Source organism: Saccharothrix carnea, assembly GCF_003014735.1.
GTDB lineage: Bacteria > Actinomycetota > Actinomycetes > Mycobacteriales > Pseudonocardiaceae > Actinosynnema > Actinosynnema carneum.
This window is the reverse complement of the sequence record NZ_PYAX01000012.1, coordinates 154,853-171,250: the sequence shown is the minus strand read 5'-3', so window position 1 is coordinate 171,250 and position 16,398 is coordinate 154,853. Positions and strand designations below refer to the sequence as shown.

The 16,398-nt window shown below is 74.2% G+C and carries 8 protein-coding genes; 3 read left to right on the top strand and 5 right to left on the bottom strand.

The window, feature by feature from the left end:
* Positions 1 to 160 precede the first annotated feature (160 nt).
* The gene (locus B0I31_RS30490) at positions 161 to 391 is read right to left on the bottom strand and encodes a hypothetical protein (RefSeq protein WP_106618835.1); all 231 of its coding nucleotides are present in this window, start codon (positions 389 to 391) and stop codon (positions 161 to 163) included.
* 65 nt (positions 392 to 456) lie between these two features.
* Between B0I31_RS30490 and B0I31_RS30485 the strand changes: the two genes are divergently transcribed.
* Positions 457 to 2,109 (top strand): serine/threonine-protein kinase, encoded by a 1,653-nt coding sequence (locus B0I31_RS30485; RefSeq protein WP_106618834.1) that lies wholly within the window; start codon positions 457 to 459, stop codon positions 2,107 to 2,109.
* Between the two features lie 7 nt (positions 2,110 to 2,116).
* On the opposite strand, the gene B0I31_RS30480 is transcribed toward B0I31_RS30485, so the two are convergent.
* From B0I31_RS30480 to B0I31_RS30470, 4 genes are all read right to left on the bottom strand, one after another.
* Complete coding sequence (locus tag B0I31_RS30480; protein WP_106618833.1) at positions 2,117 to 3,571, bottom strand: flavin-containing monooxygenase; 1,455 nt, start codon at positions 3,569 to 3,571, stop codon at positions 2,117 to 2,119.
* A complete protein-coding gene (locus tag B0I31_RS30475; RefSeq protein WP_106618832.1) occupies positions 3,568 to 10,608 on the bottom strand; it encodes a type I polyketide synthase in 7,041 nt (2,346 codons plus the stop codon). The genes B0I31_RS30480 and B0I31_RS30475 overlap by 4 nt, the downstream gene beginning before the upstream one ends.
* A 142-nt stretch (positions 10,609 to 10,750) precedes the next feature.
* Positions 10,751 to 11,017, bottom strand: a complete 267-nt coding sequence (locus tag B0I31_RS40865) for a hypothetical protein (protein WP_181320539.1) — start codon at positions 11,015 to 11,017, stop codon at positions 10,751 to 10,753.
* Between the two features lie 17 nt (positions 11,018 to 11,034).
* Positions 11,035 to 13,425: an ATP-binding protein gene (locus tag B0I31_RS30470; protein WP_106618891.1), complete on the bottom strand. Its 2,391-nt coding sequence runs from the start codon at positions 13,423 to 13,425 to the stop codon at positions 11,035 to 11,037.
* Positions 13,426 to 13,527: 102 nt separating this feature from the next.
* Between B0I31_RS30470 and B0I31_RS40860 the strand changes: the two genes are divergently transcribed.
* Both B0I31_RS40860 and B0I31_RS30460 read left to right on the top strand, forming a co-directional pair.
* Positions 13,528 to 14,733: a hypothetical protein gene (locus B0I31_RS40860; protein ID WP_181320537.1), complete on the top strand. Its 1,206-nt coding sequence runs from the start codon at positions 13,528 to 13,530 to the stop codon at positions 14,731 to 14,733.
* Positions 14,734 to 15,252: 519 nt separating this feature from the next.
* The gene (locus B0I31_RS30460) at positions 15,253 to 16,368 is read left to right on the top strand and encodes a glycoside hydrolase family 43 protein (RefSeq protein ID WP_219910866.1); all 1,116 of its coding nucleotides are present in this window, start codon (positions 15,253 to 15,255) and stop codon (positions 16,366 to 16,368) included.
* Positions 16,369 to 16,398 lie beyond the last annotated feature (30 nt).

Below are 16,398 nucleotides of genomic sequence, written 5' to 3'. Positions count from 1 at the left end.
CCGACTCGGGACTCGACATGGCCCGCACGCTACCCGACCTGCGTCCCAGGGCACTTCAGCTCCACCCGTGTTGCCGGTCCGGCGAGCCGGGTCGCCGCGGTGCCGAGGTCGCGCAGCGCGTACGCCGCCAGCGCTTGGTCCCCCAGCTCACGGGCGGCGTTCAGGGCCGACCGGTGTGCGGCCCCATGTGATGCCAGTGGCCCTGCCGGTGCGGGAAGTCCCGCAGTCCCCGGGCGAGCCGCCAGGTGTGCAGCGGCAGCCCGGCGGCGGCGGTCTGGTCGGCACGGGTCCCGGGTGGTGCGCCGAGGGCGGCCTGGATCAGGCGGAACCGGCCGGACTCCGCGCCGCGGCCACCCGACCCGGAGGGCGCTGCCCACTCCCAGGGCAGCACCCTTCGACCGTGCGGAAGTGCTGCCGGTTCCCCGGTCCCCGGTGGCCGGTTGCTAGCGTGACGCGGTGTCTGAGCGAGAGCACAGCGGCCGGATCCTCGACGGCCGGTTCGAGCTGCTGGAGAGGCTGGGCAGCGGTGGGATGGGCACGGTCTGGCGTGCCCTGGACCTGGGGCTGCACCGCGAGGTGGCCATCAAGGAGGTCCGCCCCGCCGACGCCGACCAGCTCGAGGGCAACCCCGCGATGGCCGCCCAGCTCCGGGAACGCGTGTTGCGCGAGTCCCGCGCGCTCGCCCGGTTGCAGCACCCGAACGTCGTGTCGATCTACCAGATCATCGACTCGCCGGACTCGCCGTACCCGTGGATCGTCATGGAACTGGTCCGCGGCACGTCGCTGGACGCGCGGCTGAACGACGGCGTGCTCACCCCGTCCGAGGCGGCGCGAGTGGGGCGGGACGTGCTCGCGGCACTGCGCTCGGCGCACTCCGCCGGCGTGATGCACCGCGACGTCAAGCCGGGCAACGTGCTGCTCCGAACGGACGGCAGCGCCGTGCTCACCGACTTCGGCATCGCCGCGCTGCAGGGCTCGACCCAGCTCACCGCGACCGGTGACGTCATCGGCTCACCCGAGTACATCGCCCCGGAACGGCTGCGCGGCGACGAGACGCACGCCGCGTCGGACTTCTGGTCGCTGGCGATGCTGCTGTACGTGGCCGTCGAGGGCCACCACCCGATGCGCCGCGCGACGACGATGGCGACGCTCGCCGCGGTGATGACCGAGCCGGTGCCGCCGCCGCGGCGCGCGGGCCCGCTGGCACCCGCGCTGAACGCCGCCCTCCGCAACGACCCGGCCGAACGACCGACCGGCGAGGTGCTGGACCAGATGTTCGCCGCGGCCGAGCGCGCTGACCACGCGCCGCCGCTGGGACCTCCCACCCCGGCGGGGTTCCCGGTGCAGGGGCCGCCGAGCGGTCCGCAGCCGCAGTACCCCCGGTGGCAGTCCGGTCCGACGCCGGCACCGGTCGGCGGGCCGCCCGCCCGCGGTTATCCACCGTCCTACCCGGCCCCGCTGCCGAGAACGCGCAAGCGGACGGGTGCCGTGGTGCTCTCGCTGGTCGGCGTGGCGCTCGTGGTCGCGACCACCCTGCTGGTGGTGCACCTGACCGACGCGAACGTCTCGGCGAACTCCGGCAAGGGCTCGACGACCACCACGACGACCACCCAGCCGGACGTCGACCTGCCCGCCGGTCCGACGACCACGGTGGCCGCCCCGGAGAAGGAGGACCTGCTCACGCCCGCCGGCGCGCGCAAAGCGGTCGGCGTGCTCGGCGAGGCCATGGGCGGCACCAAGGTGTCCGAACTGGTGCTGTGGTCGGAGCGCGCGTCGGCGGTCGCACCGACCCCGGCGGTCGCGCACGGCTTCGACGACTTCGAGTACCGGGGCGGCAAGGCGACCAGGCAGGGCGCGGACGGGGTGGACGCCGACCGCGCCGTGCTCGACCTGAACCAGGTGAACTGGGACGCGCTGCCCGCGCTGTTCGAGCAGGCGAACCAGAACCTGGGCGTACCGCAGCCGACCATGCGGTACGTGATCGTGAGCACCGACATCATCGACGGTGAGCCGTCGGTACGGGTGTACCTGGCCGACGACTACGGCGGCGCCTACCTGCAAGCGACCTTGACCGGCGAGGTGCAGAAGACCTACCCGCGCGGCAAGTGACCGGGCCTCACCGGATCAGCGCGTAGTCGCGCAGGCGCACCGAGCGGAGCAGCAGGCGGTACTCCAGGGTGGAGCCCGGGTAGAGCACGGTCCCGGCCGTGGAGTCGTCGTGGTACCAGGTCCGGCAACCGCCCACGTGCCATATCGTCCGGGTGAACCGGCGCCGCAGCCCTTCCTGGAAGCGCCGCTCCGCTTCCGGCCGGACGACCAACGCCGTGGCACCGGCCGCGCGCACCGCCCGGATCGCGCGGACGACGTACCTGGACTGTGCCTCGATGTTGACCACGGCCCCCGTGTACGGCACCGCGCTGTGGGGACCGAGCAGCAGGAACATGTTCGGGAAGCCGGACACCGCAACGCCGTTGTACGTGGACGCGCCCGTGCGCCAGGCGTCCTCCAGCCGACGCCCGTCCGCGCCCTCGATCCCGATGTGGTGGAACGACCCGGTGACGTCGAACCCGGTCGCGTACACGACCACGTCGGCCTCGTGCTCCTGCCCCTCCTCGTCCACGACGGCACGTGGACGCAGGGCGGTGGGTCCGCCGGTGACGACGTGGACGTTGGCCCGGTTGAGCGCCGGGTAGTAGTCGTTGGAGAACAGCACCCGCTTGCAGCCGAGCCGGTACCGGGGCGTGAGCTCGTCCCGCAGTCGCGGTGAGTCGACTTGGGCGGCGATCCGGCCGAGCACCACCGGTTCCGCGGCCGCGAGCGCGTCCGGGCGGTGGTGGAAGCCGAGACCCCGCTTCTCGCGGCGCAGGTAGATCCTCAGCCGGTGCAGCGACTGCGTCCACGGCAGCCGGCGGTACAGCCGCTTGCGCCACGCCGGGACCGGGGCGTCGGCCTTCGGCAGGACCCACGCCGGGGTGCGCTGGAAGACGGTCAGCGTCGCGGCACGTTCGGCCAGGTGCGGCACGAGCTGGACGCCGGAGGCGCCCACGCCGACGAGGGCGACCCGCTTGCCGGTGAGGTCGACGTCGTGGTTCCAGCGCGAGGAGTGCCAGGAGTGCCCGGCGAAGGAGCCCGGCAGGTCCGGCACCCGCGGTGTGTGCAGGCCACCGACGCCGAGCACGAGGAACCGGCTGGTGCAGGTGACGCCCGTCGCGGTCGAGACCACCCACGTCCTGGTGTCGGCCTGCCACCGCGCCCCGGTGACCTCGGTGCCGAACCGGATCGAGGGCAGCAGGCCGCGGCGCCGGGCCACGTCCCGCAGGTAGGCGAGGATCTCGGGCTGGGTGGCGTAGGCGGAGCTCCACCCCGGGTTGCGGTCGCGGGCATAGGAGTAGAGGTCGGATTCCACGTCGCACGCGGCATCGGGGTAGGTGTTGTCGCGCCACGTGCCGCCGAGGTCGGCCGCCTTCTCCAGGACGAGGAAGTCGATCCCGGCGGCGGCCAGGTCGGCGGCCTGGCGCAGACCGGACAGGCCGGCACCCACGACGAGCACCTCGGTGCGGGTGGCGGTCATCGGGACACCTCGCCGAGGAAGTCCGCGACCCGCGGCCAGAGGGTGGTCCACGCCTCGTCGGCGTGGTCGTGGTCGTGGCCCAGGCCGGGCACGGTGACCAGGCGCGCGGGCAGGTCCAGTCGCCGCGCCCGCTCCACCAGGTCGACGGCCTGCGTCACGGGCACCACCTCGTCGGCGTCGCCGTGCACCAGGAGGAGCGGTGTCCGGACGTCACCGAGCCTGGCCAGCGGCTGCCTCGCGGGGTCGGCGAAGTACGTCGCGACCTCGTCCGCGCCGACGCGCCGCGGCAACAAGGTGCCGGGACGGGAGCGTTCGGCGTCGACCAGCACAGTCGGGTCGTAGAGGCCCATGAGCAGCACGGCCCGGTGCCACCGTGACGGCTCCTGGGCCAGCGCCAGCAGGGCGGAGTACGCCCCTCGGCTGGTACCGAGGATGCTCACCCGAGCCGGGTCGATCCCGGGCAGCCCGGCCAGGTGGTGGGCGGCGGCCACGACGTCGTCGATGTCCCGGCCACCCATCTCGGCCGACGCGCGGTACTCCGCGCCGTGGCCCGGTGCGCCGCGCTGGTCCACGGTGAACACCGCGAACCCCGCCGCGAGCAGCGGTGCGTGTTCGCTGACGCGGGCGTAACGGCCCTGGTCGTCCAGCGCGCCACCCTCGCCCGCCGTGCACACGACCACGGCCGGGTGCGGTCCGGGACCGTCCGGCAGGCTGAGGTGGCCGTGGACGACCAGACCGTCCGCGGCCGTGAACCCGTGGGCGGTGATGGCCTCGGCGGGCCGGGACGGCGTGCCCGGCGCCCGGTCCAGCTCCTCGGCCAGCAGTCCGGCCAAGCCGCTCACGGTCAGGTTCCGCTGGAGCTTCACCGCGGGCACCGACACGCCGAGCGCGTTCTGCAGCCCGACCCGCAGCTCGACCGCCACCAGGGAGTCGATGTCGACCGCCTGCTCGTCCGCCAGTTGCCGCCCGGTCAGGCCGGTGGTGCGGTGCAGGAGCGGGGTGACGAGCTCGGACAGCAAAGCGAGGCGGTCCACCGGGGACGCGTCGCGCAGGCGCTGCGTCACCGACGCGTGCCCACCGCCGTCCGCCGCCTCGGCGGGGACCAGTGACTCGTAGCGCGGCAACCGCGCCAGCTGGGGGTTGGCCCGCGCCCAGCGCGCCCAGTCGACGTCGGCCACCGAGAGCTCGACGGGCCGGGTGCGCAGCAGCGCTTCCAGTTCGGCCACCAGCCGGGCGGGCGACATGCCGACGTGGCCGTTGCGGCGCAGCGCGTCGCCGACCGCGCCGTCACGGCGGACCGCCACGCCCACCTCGTCGACCATGCCCCAGCCCACGGCGGTGGCGGGCAGGCCCTTGAGCCGCCGGTGCCGGGCCAGGGCGTTGAGGAACTCGTTGGCGGTGGCGTACGCGCCCGCCGCGGCGGCGCCGAGCTGGGCGGCGACCGACGAGAAGAGCACGAAGAAGTCCAGGTCGTCCGCGTGCGTCGCCAGGTGCAGGTGCCAGGCGCCGTCCGCCTTCGGCCGGGTGGCCGTGATCAGGCGGTCCCCGTCGGTGTCGGCCAGCACCACGTCGTCGAAGTCGGCCGCGGCGTGGACGACACCGCGGACCGGCGGCAACTGCTCGCGCAGCAGCGCGAAGGTCCGCTCGACCGCCGCCCGGTCGGCCACGTCGACCCGTTCGACGCGGACCTCGACGCCCCGGCCGGTCAACTCGGCCACCACCCGTTCGGCGTCGGCCGTGACGATGCCGCGCCTGCCGACCAGCACCAGGTGGCGGGCGCCGCGGTCGGCCAGCCACCCGGCCACCGCGAGCCCGAGCCCGCCCAGGCCGCCGGTGACCAGGTAGGTGCCGTCCGACCGGATCGGCGAACCGGGCACGGAGGACGCCGGCACGGCCACCGGCTCACCCGCGACCCGCACCACGACCTTGCCGACGTGGTCCGCGCGCGTCATCGCGCGGAACGCCGCCTCGACCTGCCCGGCGGGCACCTCGGTGACGGGCAGCGGGTCGACCGCGCCGTCCTCGTGCAGGGCCGCCACGTCGAGCATCGAGGCGCGGACCAGCTCCGGGTCCAGCAGCATCATCCGGTCGTAGTCGAACGCGTGGAACGACAGCGCGCGGTGGAACGGCGCCAGGCCGAGCGCGTGGTCGGCCGCGATGTCGACCTTGCCCAGCTCGACGAACCGGCCGAAGGGCCGCAGCAGGCCGAGGCTCTTGCGCAGCAGCTCGCCGGACAGCGAGTTGACCACCACGTCGACGCCCTCACCGCCGGTCCGGCGCAGCACGTCGTCCGCGAAGTCCGTGGACCGCGAGTCGGACACGCCCGCCACGCCCTCGCGGCGCAGGAACTCGCGCCGCTCGTCGCTGCCCGCCGTCGCGTAGACCTCGGCGCCGAGCCGGGACGCGATGCGGACCGCGGCCAGGCCCACGCCACCGGCGGCGGAGTGGACCAGCACCCGCTCACCCGGCCGCACCCGGGCCAGGCGCACCAGCGCCTGGTGGGCGGTGACGACGGGCAGCAGCGAAGCGGCTTGCGCCAGTGACAGGGTCGAGGGCTTGCGCACCACGCGCACCGCGTCGACCGTCACGTGCGAGGCGAACAGGTCGGCGCCGTGGACGAAGACCTCGTCGCCGGGACGCAGGTCCGCCACGGCGTCGCCGACCCGCACGACGGTGCCCGAGCACTCCAGCCCGAGCTTTTCGCGGGACAGGCTGCCCTCCACCGCTTCGGGGGTCAGCAGGCCCGTCACCTTCAGCACGTCCTTGAAGTTGAGGCCCACGAACGAAACCTCGACCTCGACCTCGGTTGGTCCGGGTGCGCGGCGGTCCGCGGCGGTGAACCCCAGGCCGTCCACGCCCGAGCCGTTCGCGCGCAGCCGCACCGGGGTCGTGCCCGCCCGGGTGGTCACGTGGTGCAGCGGTGACCGGTCGCCCGCCCGTTCGAGCCGGCGGACGTAACGGGCGGCACCGCGCAGCACCACCTCGTCCAGGCCCGGGTGGGTCAGCTCGTCGACCAGCGCACCGGCGCCCGTCTCCGGGGTGATGTCGACCAGCCGGCAGCGCAGGTCCGGCCGTTCCGCGCCGACCACGCGGCCGAAACCCCACAGGGCCGCCGCGAAGGGGTCGACGGTGTGGTCGTCCGCGGTGGCGCTCTGCGCGCCGGAGGTCACCAGGAACAGCGGCGCGGCGGCGTCCGCCAAGGTCTGCACCAGGCGCAGCGGTGCGGCGACCGACCCGCACGCGGCCGTGTCGTCGCGATCGGGGCCGTTGACGAGGACCACGCCCCGGCAGGGTCCGCCGGTGGCGTTCCGGACCAGGTCGAGCCAGTTCTCGTCCTCCGGCGAGGTGCGCACGACGTCGCCTCCCCGCGCGGTCAGCCCGGCCGCCAGGTCGGCGCACACCGGTGAGGAGCCGATGACGACCCAGCGGCCCTCCGCCCCGCCGGTGCGCTCCAGCGGTTCAGCTCGCCACGTGTGCTCGTAGTGCAGGCCCTCGGGACGGGTCGGGCCACCGTCCTGGACGAGCCGCTGGGCACGCAGGCCGATCACCTCGGCGACCACCTCCCCGTCGTCGGTGACCAGGGTCAGGTCGCACTCCAGCCGACCGGGGGCGGTGGCGCCGCGGTCACGGCCGTGCAGCCACAGCGCCCGGCCGGGCGAGCGGTGGAAGCGGAACTCGGCGATCCGCGCCGGCACGTAGGTGGTGCCCTCCTCCCCGGACAACCGCAACGACCCCGCGATCACGGCTTGCAGGGCCGCGTCGAGCAGCGCCGGGTGCAGGCGGTGACCGGTCGCGTCGACCGCGTCGACCCGGAGTTCGGCGAACACCTCGCCGGTCCCCTCCCGCCACCACAGCCGCTCGACACCGCGGAACGCCGGGCCGTAGGTCAGGTTGCTGCGGTCCAGCAGCGCGTACACCTCGTCCCGGCCGACCTCCGGCAGTGACCGCGTCGACTGCTCCAGCGTCTCGGTCCGGCGCCGCGGAGCCCTCGGGCGGACGACGTCCGGTCGGCGCATCCGCCCGTGCGGTGTCCACCCGGCGTCGTCGCCCTGCCCGCGGCTGTGCAGCGTCACCAGGTGGTGCGCGGGGTCGTGGGAGACGCGCAGCGTCGTGACGGAACGCGCTTCGAGCGCGAGGGGGCGTTGGAAGACGACGTCCTCGAAGAAGCAGGGCTCGTCGTCGGGGAACAGCGCCAGCGCCGCCTCCAGGTAGCCGGAGCCTGGGAAGACGACGGTGTCACCGATCCGGTGGTCGGCGAGGTAGGGGAACTCGCTCTCGGACAGCTCCACGTCCCGGGTGGGCGTGGCGGCCGACACGGTCCGCCCGGCCGGCCTCGGGCCGACACCGCCCAGCCTGGCCTCCCGCGCCGCCGACGACTCGACCCAGTGCCGTTCCCGCTGCCACGGGTACCGCGGCAGGTCCAGGTGCTCGCGCGGTCCGGGGTGCACGCCCTCCCAGTCCGGCTCGATCCCCGCCGCGTAGAGGGCTCCGAGCGCTTCCAGCAACTGCTGCCGTTGCGGGCGGTCCCGGCGCAGCGACGCCAACCGCACGACGTCACCGTGCGCGGACAGCCCTTCGTCGATCGCCGCGGCCAGCGCCGGGTGCGGTCCGATCTCGACGACGGCACCCGGCGCGGACGACAGCACCCGGCGCAGGGCCGCGGCGAACCGGACCGGCCTGCGCACGTTCTCCCACCAGTACGCGGCGTCCAGCTCGGCACCGGTCACCCGGTCACCCGTCACGGTCGACACGAGCGGCACGCGTGCCTCGCGCGGTTCGATGCCGTGCAGCGCCGCCAGCAGAGGCTCGCGGATCACGTCCATGTGCCTGCTGTGGTAGGCCACCTCGACCCGCAGCGGCTTGACCGACGCCCCGGCCGCGCGCAGCCGCCGTGAGACCTCCTCGACCGCGTCCCGGTCACCGGCCAGGGTCGTCGCGGTCGCGCTGTTGACGGCGGCCACCTCCACCCCGTCCACCAGGTACGGCCGCACGTCGTCCGCGGCCAGGTCGACCGCCGCCATCGCGGCGCGGCCCGCCAGACCGGCCTGCAGGTGCGCCCGGTGGAACGCGACCGTCAGCGCGTCCTGGAGGGAGTACACGCCCGCCGCGTGAGCCGCCGCCACTTCGCCGACGCTGTGGCCCACGACCACCGACGGCTCGACGCCCCAAGCTCGCCAGAGCGCGGTGAGACCCGCCTGCACCACGAAGTTGGCCACCTGCGCGTACAAGGTCTCGGTCAGCCGGGAGTCGTCTTCGTCGCGCAGCAGTTCCTCGCCGATCGACAGGCCGAAGCGGGCCAGCACCGCGTCGCACTCGGCGACCACCTCGGCGAACCGGGGCTCGGTGGTCAGCAGCTCACGCCCCATGCCCCACCACTGCGGACCCATGCCGGTGTAGACGAAGGCCACGCCGCCACGCGTCGCCCGGCGCGGCGCGGGCTCCAGCTTCCGCAGCTGCTCCACCGCGCCCGCCGCGTCCACCGCCACGACGGAGGCCCGCACGGGGTGGTGGTCCCGCTGCCGTGCCGCGGCCCGGCCGACCCGCCGCAGCGTCGGTGCGTCCGGTCGCGCCAGCAGTTCCGCGTACCGCGCGGCGAGCGCGCGCAGGGCCTCCGGGCTGCGGGCGGACAGCGGCAGCACGTGCGCGCGGCCGTCGTTCTTCTCGTCGGTGGCGGTCAAGGCTGGTGGCGCCTGTTCCAGGATGGCGTGCGCGTTGGTGCCGCCGAAGCCGAACGAGTTCACGCCCGCCCGGCGCGGCCCGGGGAACCCGGGGAACGGGACCAGCTCGGTGGGCACCCGCAGCGGCAGCCGGTCGAACGGGATGCGCGGGTTGGGCCGCTCGAAGTGGAGGTTCGGCGGGATGAGACCGCGCTCCAGGCACAGGGCCGCCTTGATCACGCCGGCGACGCCCGCCGCGGCCTCGCTGTGGCCGATGTTGGACTTCACCGAGCCGATCCAGTGCGTCCGGTCCGACCCGCCGAGCACCTCGCCGATGGCGGTGGCCTCGATGGGGTCACCGACCGCGGTGCCCGTGCCGTGCGCCTCGTAGTAGCCCACGGAGGCGGGTTCGACGCCGCCGGACCGGCACGCCTGCCGGATGACCTCGCGCTGGGCACGGGCGCTGGGCACGGTGATGCCGGGGGTGCGGCCGTCCTGGTTCACCGCGGTACCGCGCACCACGGCGTACACCCGGTCGCCGTCGCGCTCGGCGGCGGCGAGCGACTTGAGCACGACGACCGCCGCGCCCTCGGCGCGCGCGTACCCGTTGGCGCGGTGGTCGAACGACTTGCAGCGGCCGTCCGGCGACAGGAACTGGCCCTTCGACATGAGGATCGTGGTGACCGGGTTGACCATCACGTTCACCCCGCCCGCGACTGCGACGTCGCACTCGCCCCGGGACAGGGCCGCGCAGGCGTGGTGGAACGCCACCAGGGACGACGAGCACGCCGTGTCGAGGGTCAGGCTCGGCCCGTGCCAGTCGAACGCGTAGGACAGCCGGGCGGCCAGCATGGTCATGCTCACGCCGGTCGGCGTGGCCGTGCCGACGAGGTGCCGGTTGGCGTCGGAGAGCTGGTGGGTCGCCGCGTCGAAGGTGAACCCGCCGATGTAGGCGCCCACCGCCCGTCCCGCGGTCGTGGCGAGCGGGATCCCGGCGTCCTCGAACGCTTCCCAGGCGACCTCCAGCAGCAGCCGCTGCTGCGGGTCGAGCGCGGCGGCCTCCCGCGGCGGCAGGCCGAAGAAGCCCGCGTCGAAGCGGTCGACGGGGTGGCGCAGGAAACCGCCCTGGCGGACGGTCATCCGGCCAGGGGTGGCGGGATCGGCGTCGTAGAAGGCGTCGGCGCGCCACCGGTCCGGTGGGATGTCCCCGATCGCGTCGGTGCCGGAGGCGATCAGGTCCCAGAAGCCCTCGGGGTCTTCCACACCGCCGGGGAACCGGCACCCGATGCCCACGAGCGCGACCGGTTCGAGCGGAACCGTCCGCCCGGTGGACGCCTCACCGTCGTACGCATCCGTCGTGCCGCCGGGATTCGGGACCATGGGCTTCCTCCACGATGGACAGTGGCAAGCGCTGACGCTTGCACTATCGACGTGGGCTCACGACCACCGCACCGGCGGCAACCGCGCGGTGCCCGAACAACCCGCATCGTTGCCCCGTCGCACCGCGCGGTCGGCCGGGTACCTACTCCGGGCGCTGCCACCGCGGGTCGTCGGCGGGCGGCGTGAAGAAGCCGGGCGCGGACTGCCAGGCGCCGATGCGCCGCACGACGTCCACGACCAGCGCCGCGGCTACCACCGACAGTACGGCCACCACCGCGAGCATCGCCCCACCGTCCGCGAGGTCGTCCAGGGTCCACACGGTGGCCCCGGCCGGACCGCGGTGTTCGACCTGCCGCAGCTGAACAAGGTCGCCACCCTCGACGTGGACACCCGCCGGTTCACCCAGCATCGCGGCCACCTGAGTCGTCACGGGGTCGCCGCGTGCAGCCTGGCGCGCACCGGCCCCGCGTCGGGGTGCGCCAGGTCGTCGAGGATGGCGGCGGCTCGCAGCCACGTCGACCGCGCGCCGCCCGTATCGCCGATCGCGTGCTGCGAGTCGCCGAGGTGCGTCAACGTCGTCGCCTCGAAGAAGCGCTCACCGGCGTCCCGCCACAACGCCAGCGCCTCGCCGAAGCAGCGGATCGCCTCCGGGTGCTCGCCGAGGTGGTGGTGCGCGGAGCCGAGGCTGTCCCAGGTGTGCGCCTGCCAGTAGGTGTTGCCGGTCTCCTGCTGCAGGGCCAGTGCCCGCCGGCAGTGGTCGAGGGCGCTCTCGTAGTCGCCGAGCCGCACCTGGTACCAGCCGATGTTGTTGAGCGCGTTGGCCTGCCCGTGCACGTGCCCGGCCAGCGCGAAGCGGTCGAACGCCCGCCGCGCGTGCGCCAGCGCGGCCGGGAAGTCGGCCTGCTCCTCGGCGAGGATGCCCAGGTTCAGCACCGTCCTGGCGGCGCCGACGTGATCGCCGAGCTCGTCGTACAGGTCCAGTGCCAGACGCAGGTGCTCGCCGGCTTCGGCGTACCGCTTGCCGCGCAGGCACGCCACCGCCCAGTTGCGCCGCGCACGTGCCTGCGCGTCGAGGTCACCCAGCCGGGCACCCGCGCCCACCGCGACCTCCTGGACCCTGCTCTGCTCGGCCCACGCCCCGATCCGGTCGAGGTAGGTGCTCATCGACCACGCGAGCTGCCAGGCGTGGGTGTCGAAGCCGGCCGCGGCGGCGAGCTCGATCGCGTTGAGCAGCACCTGGTGCTCGGCGGTGAGCCACGCCCACGCCTGCTCGCGCCCCGCGAACGTCGGCAGGACCACCCCGTCCGGGAGGTGCGGCAACGTGATCGCGTCACGGTGGGGGTACAGCAGCAGGTCCGCGGTGTGGGCGGCGTGCAGGTAGTGGTCGAGCAGCCGACCGAGGGCGTGGCGGCCCTCCTCGACCGCCTCGGCCTGTTCGGCGGCGTACGCCCGCAGCAGGTCGTGCATCCCGTACCGCCCCGGCGACGGCTCGGACACCAGGTTGGCGTCGGTCAGGGCGGCCAGCCGGCGACGGGTCTCCGCGACGGGCTGCCCGGCCAGGCTCGCCGCCGCGTGCGGGCCGAACCCGCCACCCGGGTGCAGCCCGAGCAGTCGGAACAACCGGGCGGTCGGCGCCTCCAGTTGCCGGCACGACCAGGAGAACACGAACCGGAGGTCCATCGCGGGCTCGGCGCCCGCGAACCCGTCCAACCTGGCTTCCTCCAGCTCGTCGGCCAGCCGGGAGAGAGGGAAACCGGGAAAGGTGCGGGCGCGGGCCGCCACGACCGCCAGCGCGAGCGGCAGCCCGGCGGACGCGGTGACGATGCGCCGCACCGCCTCCGGCTCCGCCTCGACCCGTCGCGCGCCGAGCCGCAGTGCCAGCACGTCCCGCGCCTCGGCGTCGGACAGCAGGTCCAACACGATCGGGTGCGCGCCCTCCGCCGCGACCAGCCCGGTCAGCTGCCGCCGGCTGGTGATCAGCACGAGGCAGCCGGGCGATCCCGGTAACAGCGGTCGCACCTGCTCGGCGTCACGGGCGTTGTCCAGCAGCACCAGCACCCGGCGGCCGATCAGCAGGCTCCGGTACAACCCGGTCTGGGCGTCCAGGTCGGTGGGGATGCGCTCGACGGGTGCGCCCAGCGCCTCCAGGAAACCCCTCAGCACGACGGTGGGGTCGACCTGCGCCGGCACCGCGTCGAAACCGCGCAGGTTCACGTACAGCTGGCCGTCCGGGAAGCGATCGGCCACCCGGTCGGCCCAGAACACCGCCAGCGAGGTCTTGCCCACGCCCGCGGTGCCGCCGATGGCCGTGATCACCATCGTCGGCGCGGGCTCGTCGAGCAGTTCCGCCAACCGGGCCAGCGGCTCCGCCCGACCGGCGAAGTGGGGTACCGGCGCGGGCAGCTGCCGCGGCACCACCCACGCGTCGTGTTCCGGCGACCGGGTGCGCGCCTGGCGACGACGCACCTCGCCCTGCGCGGCGACGGCGAGCCGATCGGTGGCGCGGTCGCCGTCGATCGCGCGGAGCAGTTCCCAGTGCGCGGCGTCCCACCAGGCCAGGTCGGCGAGGTCGTCCGGCACCCGCAGGCCGGTCCGCTCGGCGTGGGCCAGGCAGGCGCGGACGAAGGCGACGACGAAGTCCCACTCGGGCAACGACTTCGCGTTCAGCTTGTCGCTCACGGTCGACCGGGCGAGGGGGTGGCCGATCGCGGTCGCCGAGGACGCGATCTGGGTCAACGACGGCGCGCCCGCGCACTGCCGCAACCGGTCGAGCTCGCCGACGAACGCGTCCAACACCTGTCTGGAGCCCTGCGCCATGATCCTCACCCCGGTCGCCGACCGTCACGCCGTCCGACCTCACGGTAGCCGTCCGCGTTCCGGAAGCCGCCGGACAACACCCGGCTTTCCTAGCGTGGCCCCATGATTCCCACGAACAGCGCGCCTGCCGGCACCACCCGGCGCGACCTGCTCCGAGCGCTGGTCGCGTGCGGCGCGATCACCGCCCTGCCGGTCGGCTTCGCCGCGCCGGCCGCGGCCGACGCGGACCCCTCGCTCGCCGGCTTCCACATCGGTGCGGACGGCCGGCTCCACACGACCGGCTCCAACTCCACCGCGGCCGTCAGCCCCACCGTGATCGGCCCGCCCGGTGGCAACCTCAGCGTGGTCCGGCGGGCGGACGGCGGCGTCGCCGTGTTCACCATCGGCAACCACGGCGGCCTGGTCGCCGGGTTCACCAGCGCCACCGGCTCCGGCATGGGCTTCGTCCGGCACCCCCAGGGCGGCTTGGCCGCACCGGGCGGTCGGATCGCGGCGGTCGAGGGGCAGGCCGGCACGCACGTCCACTTCACCGGTGCCAACGGTTCGATCCACCACGCCCTGTACTCGCGGTCGGGAGGCGTCGTCGTCGGGCCGGCGCCGCTGGTCGGGCCCGGCACGGTGTCGTCGGCGACGCCGCTGGCCGCTTTCGGGGTGGCGGACCGGTTCGGGGTGGCCTTCGTCGGCGGCAACGGGGGCGTGCACACCTCGGTCGGCCGGATCGGCACGGGGCCCGCCGGCCCGATCGCCATCTGGAGCACCACCGCGGCCACCCCCGCCAACGTGGCCGCTCAGGGTTCTCCCGTGGCGGCCGCTTCGGGTGCGAACGGCGTCGCGACCTTCTTCACCGGCACGGACGGTCGGCTGTGGCGGATACCGTTCGCGGGCTTGACACCGCAACCGAGGGTGGCGCTGTCCGGGGCCGGTGCCGTGCCGATCGGTGCGCACCTGGCCGCGACGACGGCCCCGACCGGTCAGTTCGTCGTCACCTACGCCGGGGCGGACGGTGCGATCAGGGCGGCCACCGACGCGTACGGCGGCGTGCCGGACCCGTGGACCATCACCGGTCCGGCGGTGCACGCTCCCGGCAACCCACTGGCCCTGGTCTACGGCGGCAACGACTACCTCTACGTCGGCTGGTGCGGCCTCGACCGCTGGTTCTGGCTGATCTGGTGGTGGCTGCGCCGGCCGTTCCCCCTACCGCCACCGCCACCACCGGACCCGTACCACGACCTGCGCGAGATCAGGACGCTGCTGCCCACCCGCCAGAACTTCAACGTGGGCGTCACGCTGACCGGCCTGGCCGGCTGACCAACGCGACCGCACGACACAGGTCCTCTCGTGGCGCCTCAGCCGGGGGTAGCCAGGCCTAGGGCGTGACCACGCTGGGGGTGGCCACGCCCGGGGCCACACGCCGGGAGGTGGCCACGCTAGTGGGCTACGCCGGGGAATCAGCCACGCTGGGGGTGGTCACGCAGGGGTGGCCACGCTGGAGGGGGTGGCCGCGTTGGGGGGTGGCCGCGCAGGGGTGGCCATGCTGGGGGCGCGGCCACATGGGGGCCACGCCGGGTGGCGGACGCGGCCACCCGGCGTGCGCCAACCCTCGGCGGCTCGGCGGCTGCGTGGCTCGGCGGGTCGGCGGGTCGGCGGGTCGGCGGCTCGGTGGGCTCGTCGCCGGCCGGGCGGGCGACCCGGCCGCACACCACCGGTCGGACCACTCGGGCGCCGGTCGGGCCGTGTTACGTTCGCTGGACGTGAGCCGTTCACGATCCACAGCCGCCGGAGGGCGTGCGGTCACGCGAGTGGTCCCCTGCACCGCTGAGGAGTCCCATGACCTTCCCCTCCGGCATCGCGCGAACGATCAAACGCCTCACCGCGGTCGCGGCCGTCGCCGCGCTCGCCCTTCCCGCACCACCGGCCGTCGCCGTCGAACCGATGCCGACCTCGACCGACGCCTGCCAACTGTCGGCACTGGGTCGAACCGGCCTGCGCGCCGCCGACCCGAGCGTGATCCGCGTCGGCGGCACCTACATCTCGGCGCAGGTGGGCGGCGGCGGCCTCCAGGTGCGCCAGGCGTCGTCCCCGGACGGCCTGGCCGCCGCCACCCCGCGCCTGGTCTGGCGTGACACCGCCAACCTCGGCTCGGTGTGGGCACCGGAAATCGTCCGAGACAGCGGCCGCTACTACATCTACTTCACGGCGGGCAACGACGCGGAACACCGCATGTACGCGATCAGTTCCACCTCGCCGGACGCCGGCTACACCCGCGAGGTCGAGCTGGCCCTGCCCGGTGACCGGTGGGCCATCGACGGCGTCCCGGTGACGTTCAACGGCCAGCGCTACTTCATCTGGTCCGGCTGGGAGTGCACCACCAACGTCGAGCAGAACCTCTACATCGCCCGCATGTCCGACCCCCTCACGCCGGTCGGCAACCGCTACGTCATCTCGCAGCCCCGCGAGCCGTGGGAACGGGTGGTCGGCAACCCGTACATCAACGAGGCGCCCGAGGTCATCAAGGACCCCAACGGCCAGTTGCACGTCACCTACTCGGCCAACGGCAGCTGGAGCGAGCAGTACTGCGTCGCGGACCTCCGTCTGCGCGCCGGTGGCGATCCCACCTACGTCTGGGACTGGTACAAGTCGAACGGCTGCCTGTTCGGCTCGAACCGGGCGACCATGATGTCCGGGTGGGATCCCACGCTGTACGTCAACGGCCCGGGCCACCACACGTTCGTGCTGCTCGACGGCGACATCGCCACCAGTCCCCCGGCGGGCCCCAAGTTCCCGATGATGTACCACGCGGTGGCCAAGGGCACGCCGTACCACTGGGACAACCGCTACTGGTACACCGGCTCGTTCGTCTGGTGGGGCAACACGACCTACCGCCGCGCCAACGTCCCGGGACCGACCTCGGACACCGGCTGGAGCCTGAAGTTCTTCGAGTAGCGCCGGCACCTCCGCGGCCGGTGCGGTCCG

Coding starts and splice junctions, on each gene's coding strand:
- B0I31_RS30480 (WP_106618833.1), bottom strand. CDS start 3,571: ATGACCGCCACCCGCACCGAGGTGCTCGTCGTGGGTGCCGGCCTGTCC.
- B0I31_RS30475 (WP_106618832.1), bottom strand. CDS start 10,608: ATGGTCCCGAATCCCGGCGGCACGACGGATGCGTACGACGGTGAGGCG.
- B0I31_RS40865 (WP_181320539.1), bottom strand. CDS start 11,017: ATGCTGGGTGAACCGGCGGGTGTCCACGTCGAGGGTGGCGACCTTGTT.
- B0I31_RS30470 (WP_106618891.1), bottom strand. CDS start 13,425: ATGGCGCAGGGCTCCAGACAGGTGTTGGACGCGTTCGTCGGCGAGCTC.
- B0I31_RS40860 (WP_181320537.1), top strand. CDS start 13,528: ATGATTCCCACGAACAGCGCGCCTGCCGGCACCACCCGGCGCGACCTG.
- B0I31_RS30460 (WP_219910866.1), top strand. CDS start 15,253: ATGACCTTCCCCTCCGGCATCGCGCGAACGATCAAACGCCTCACCGCG.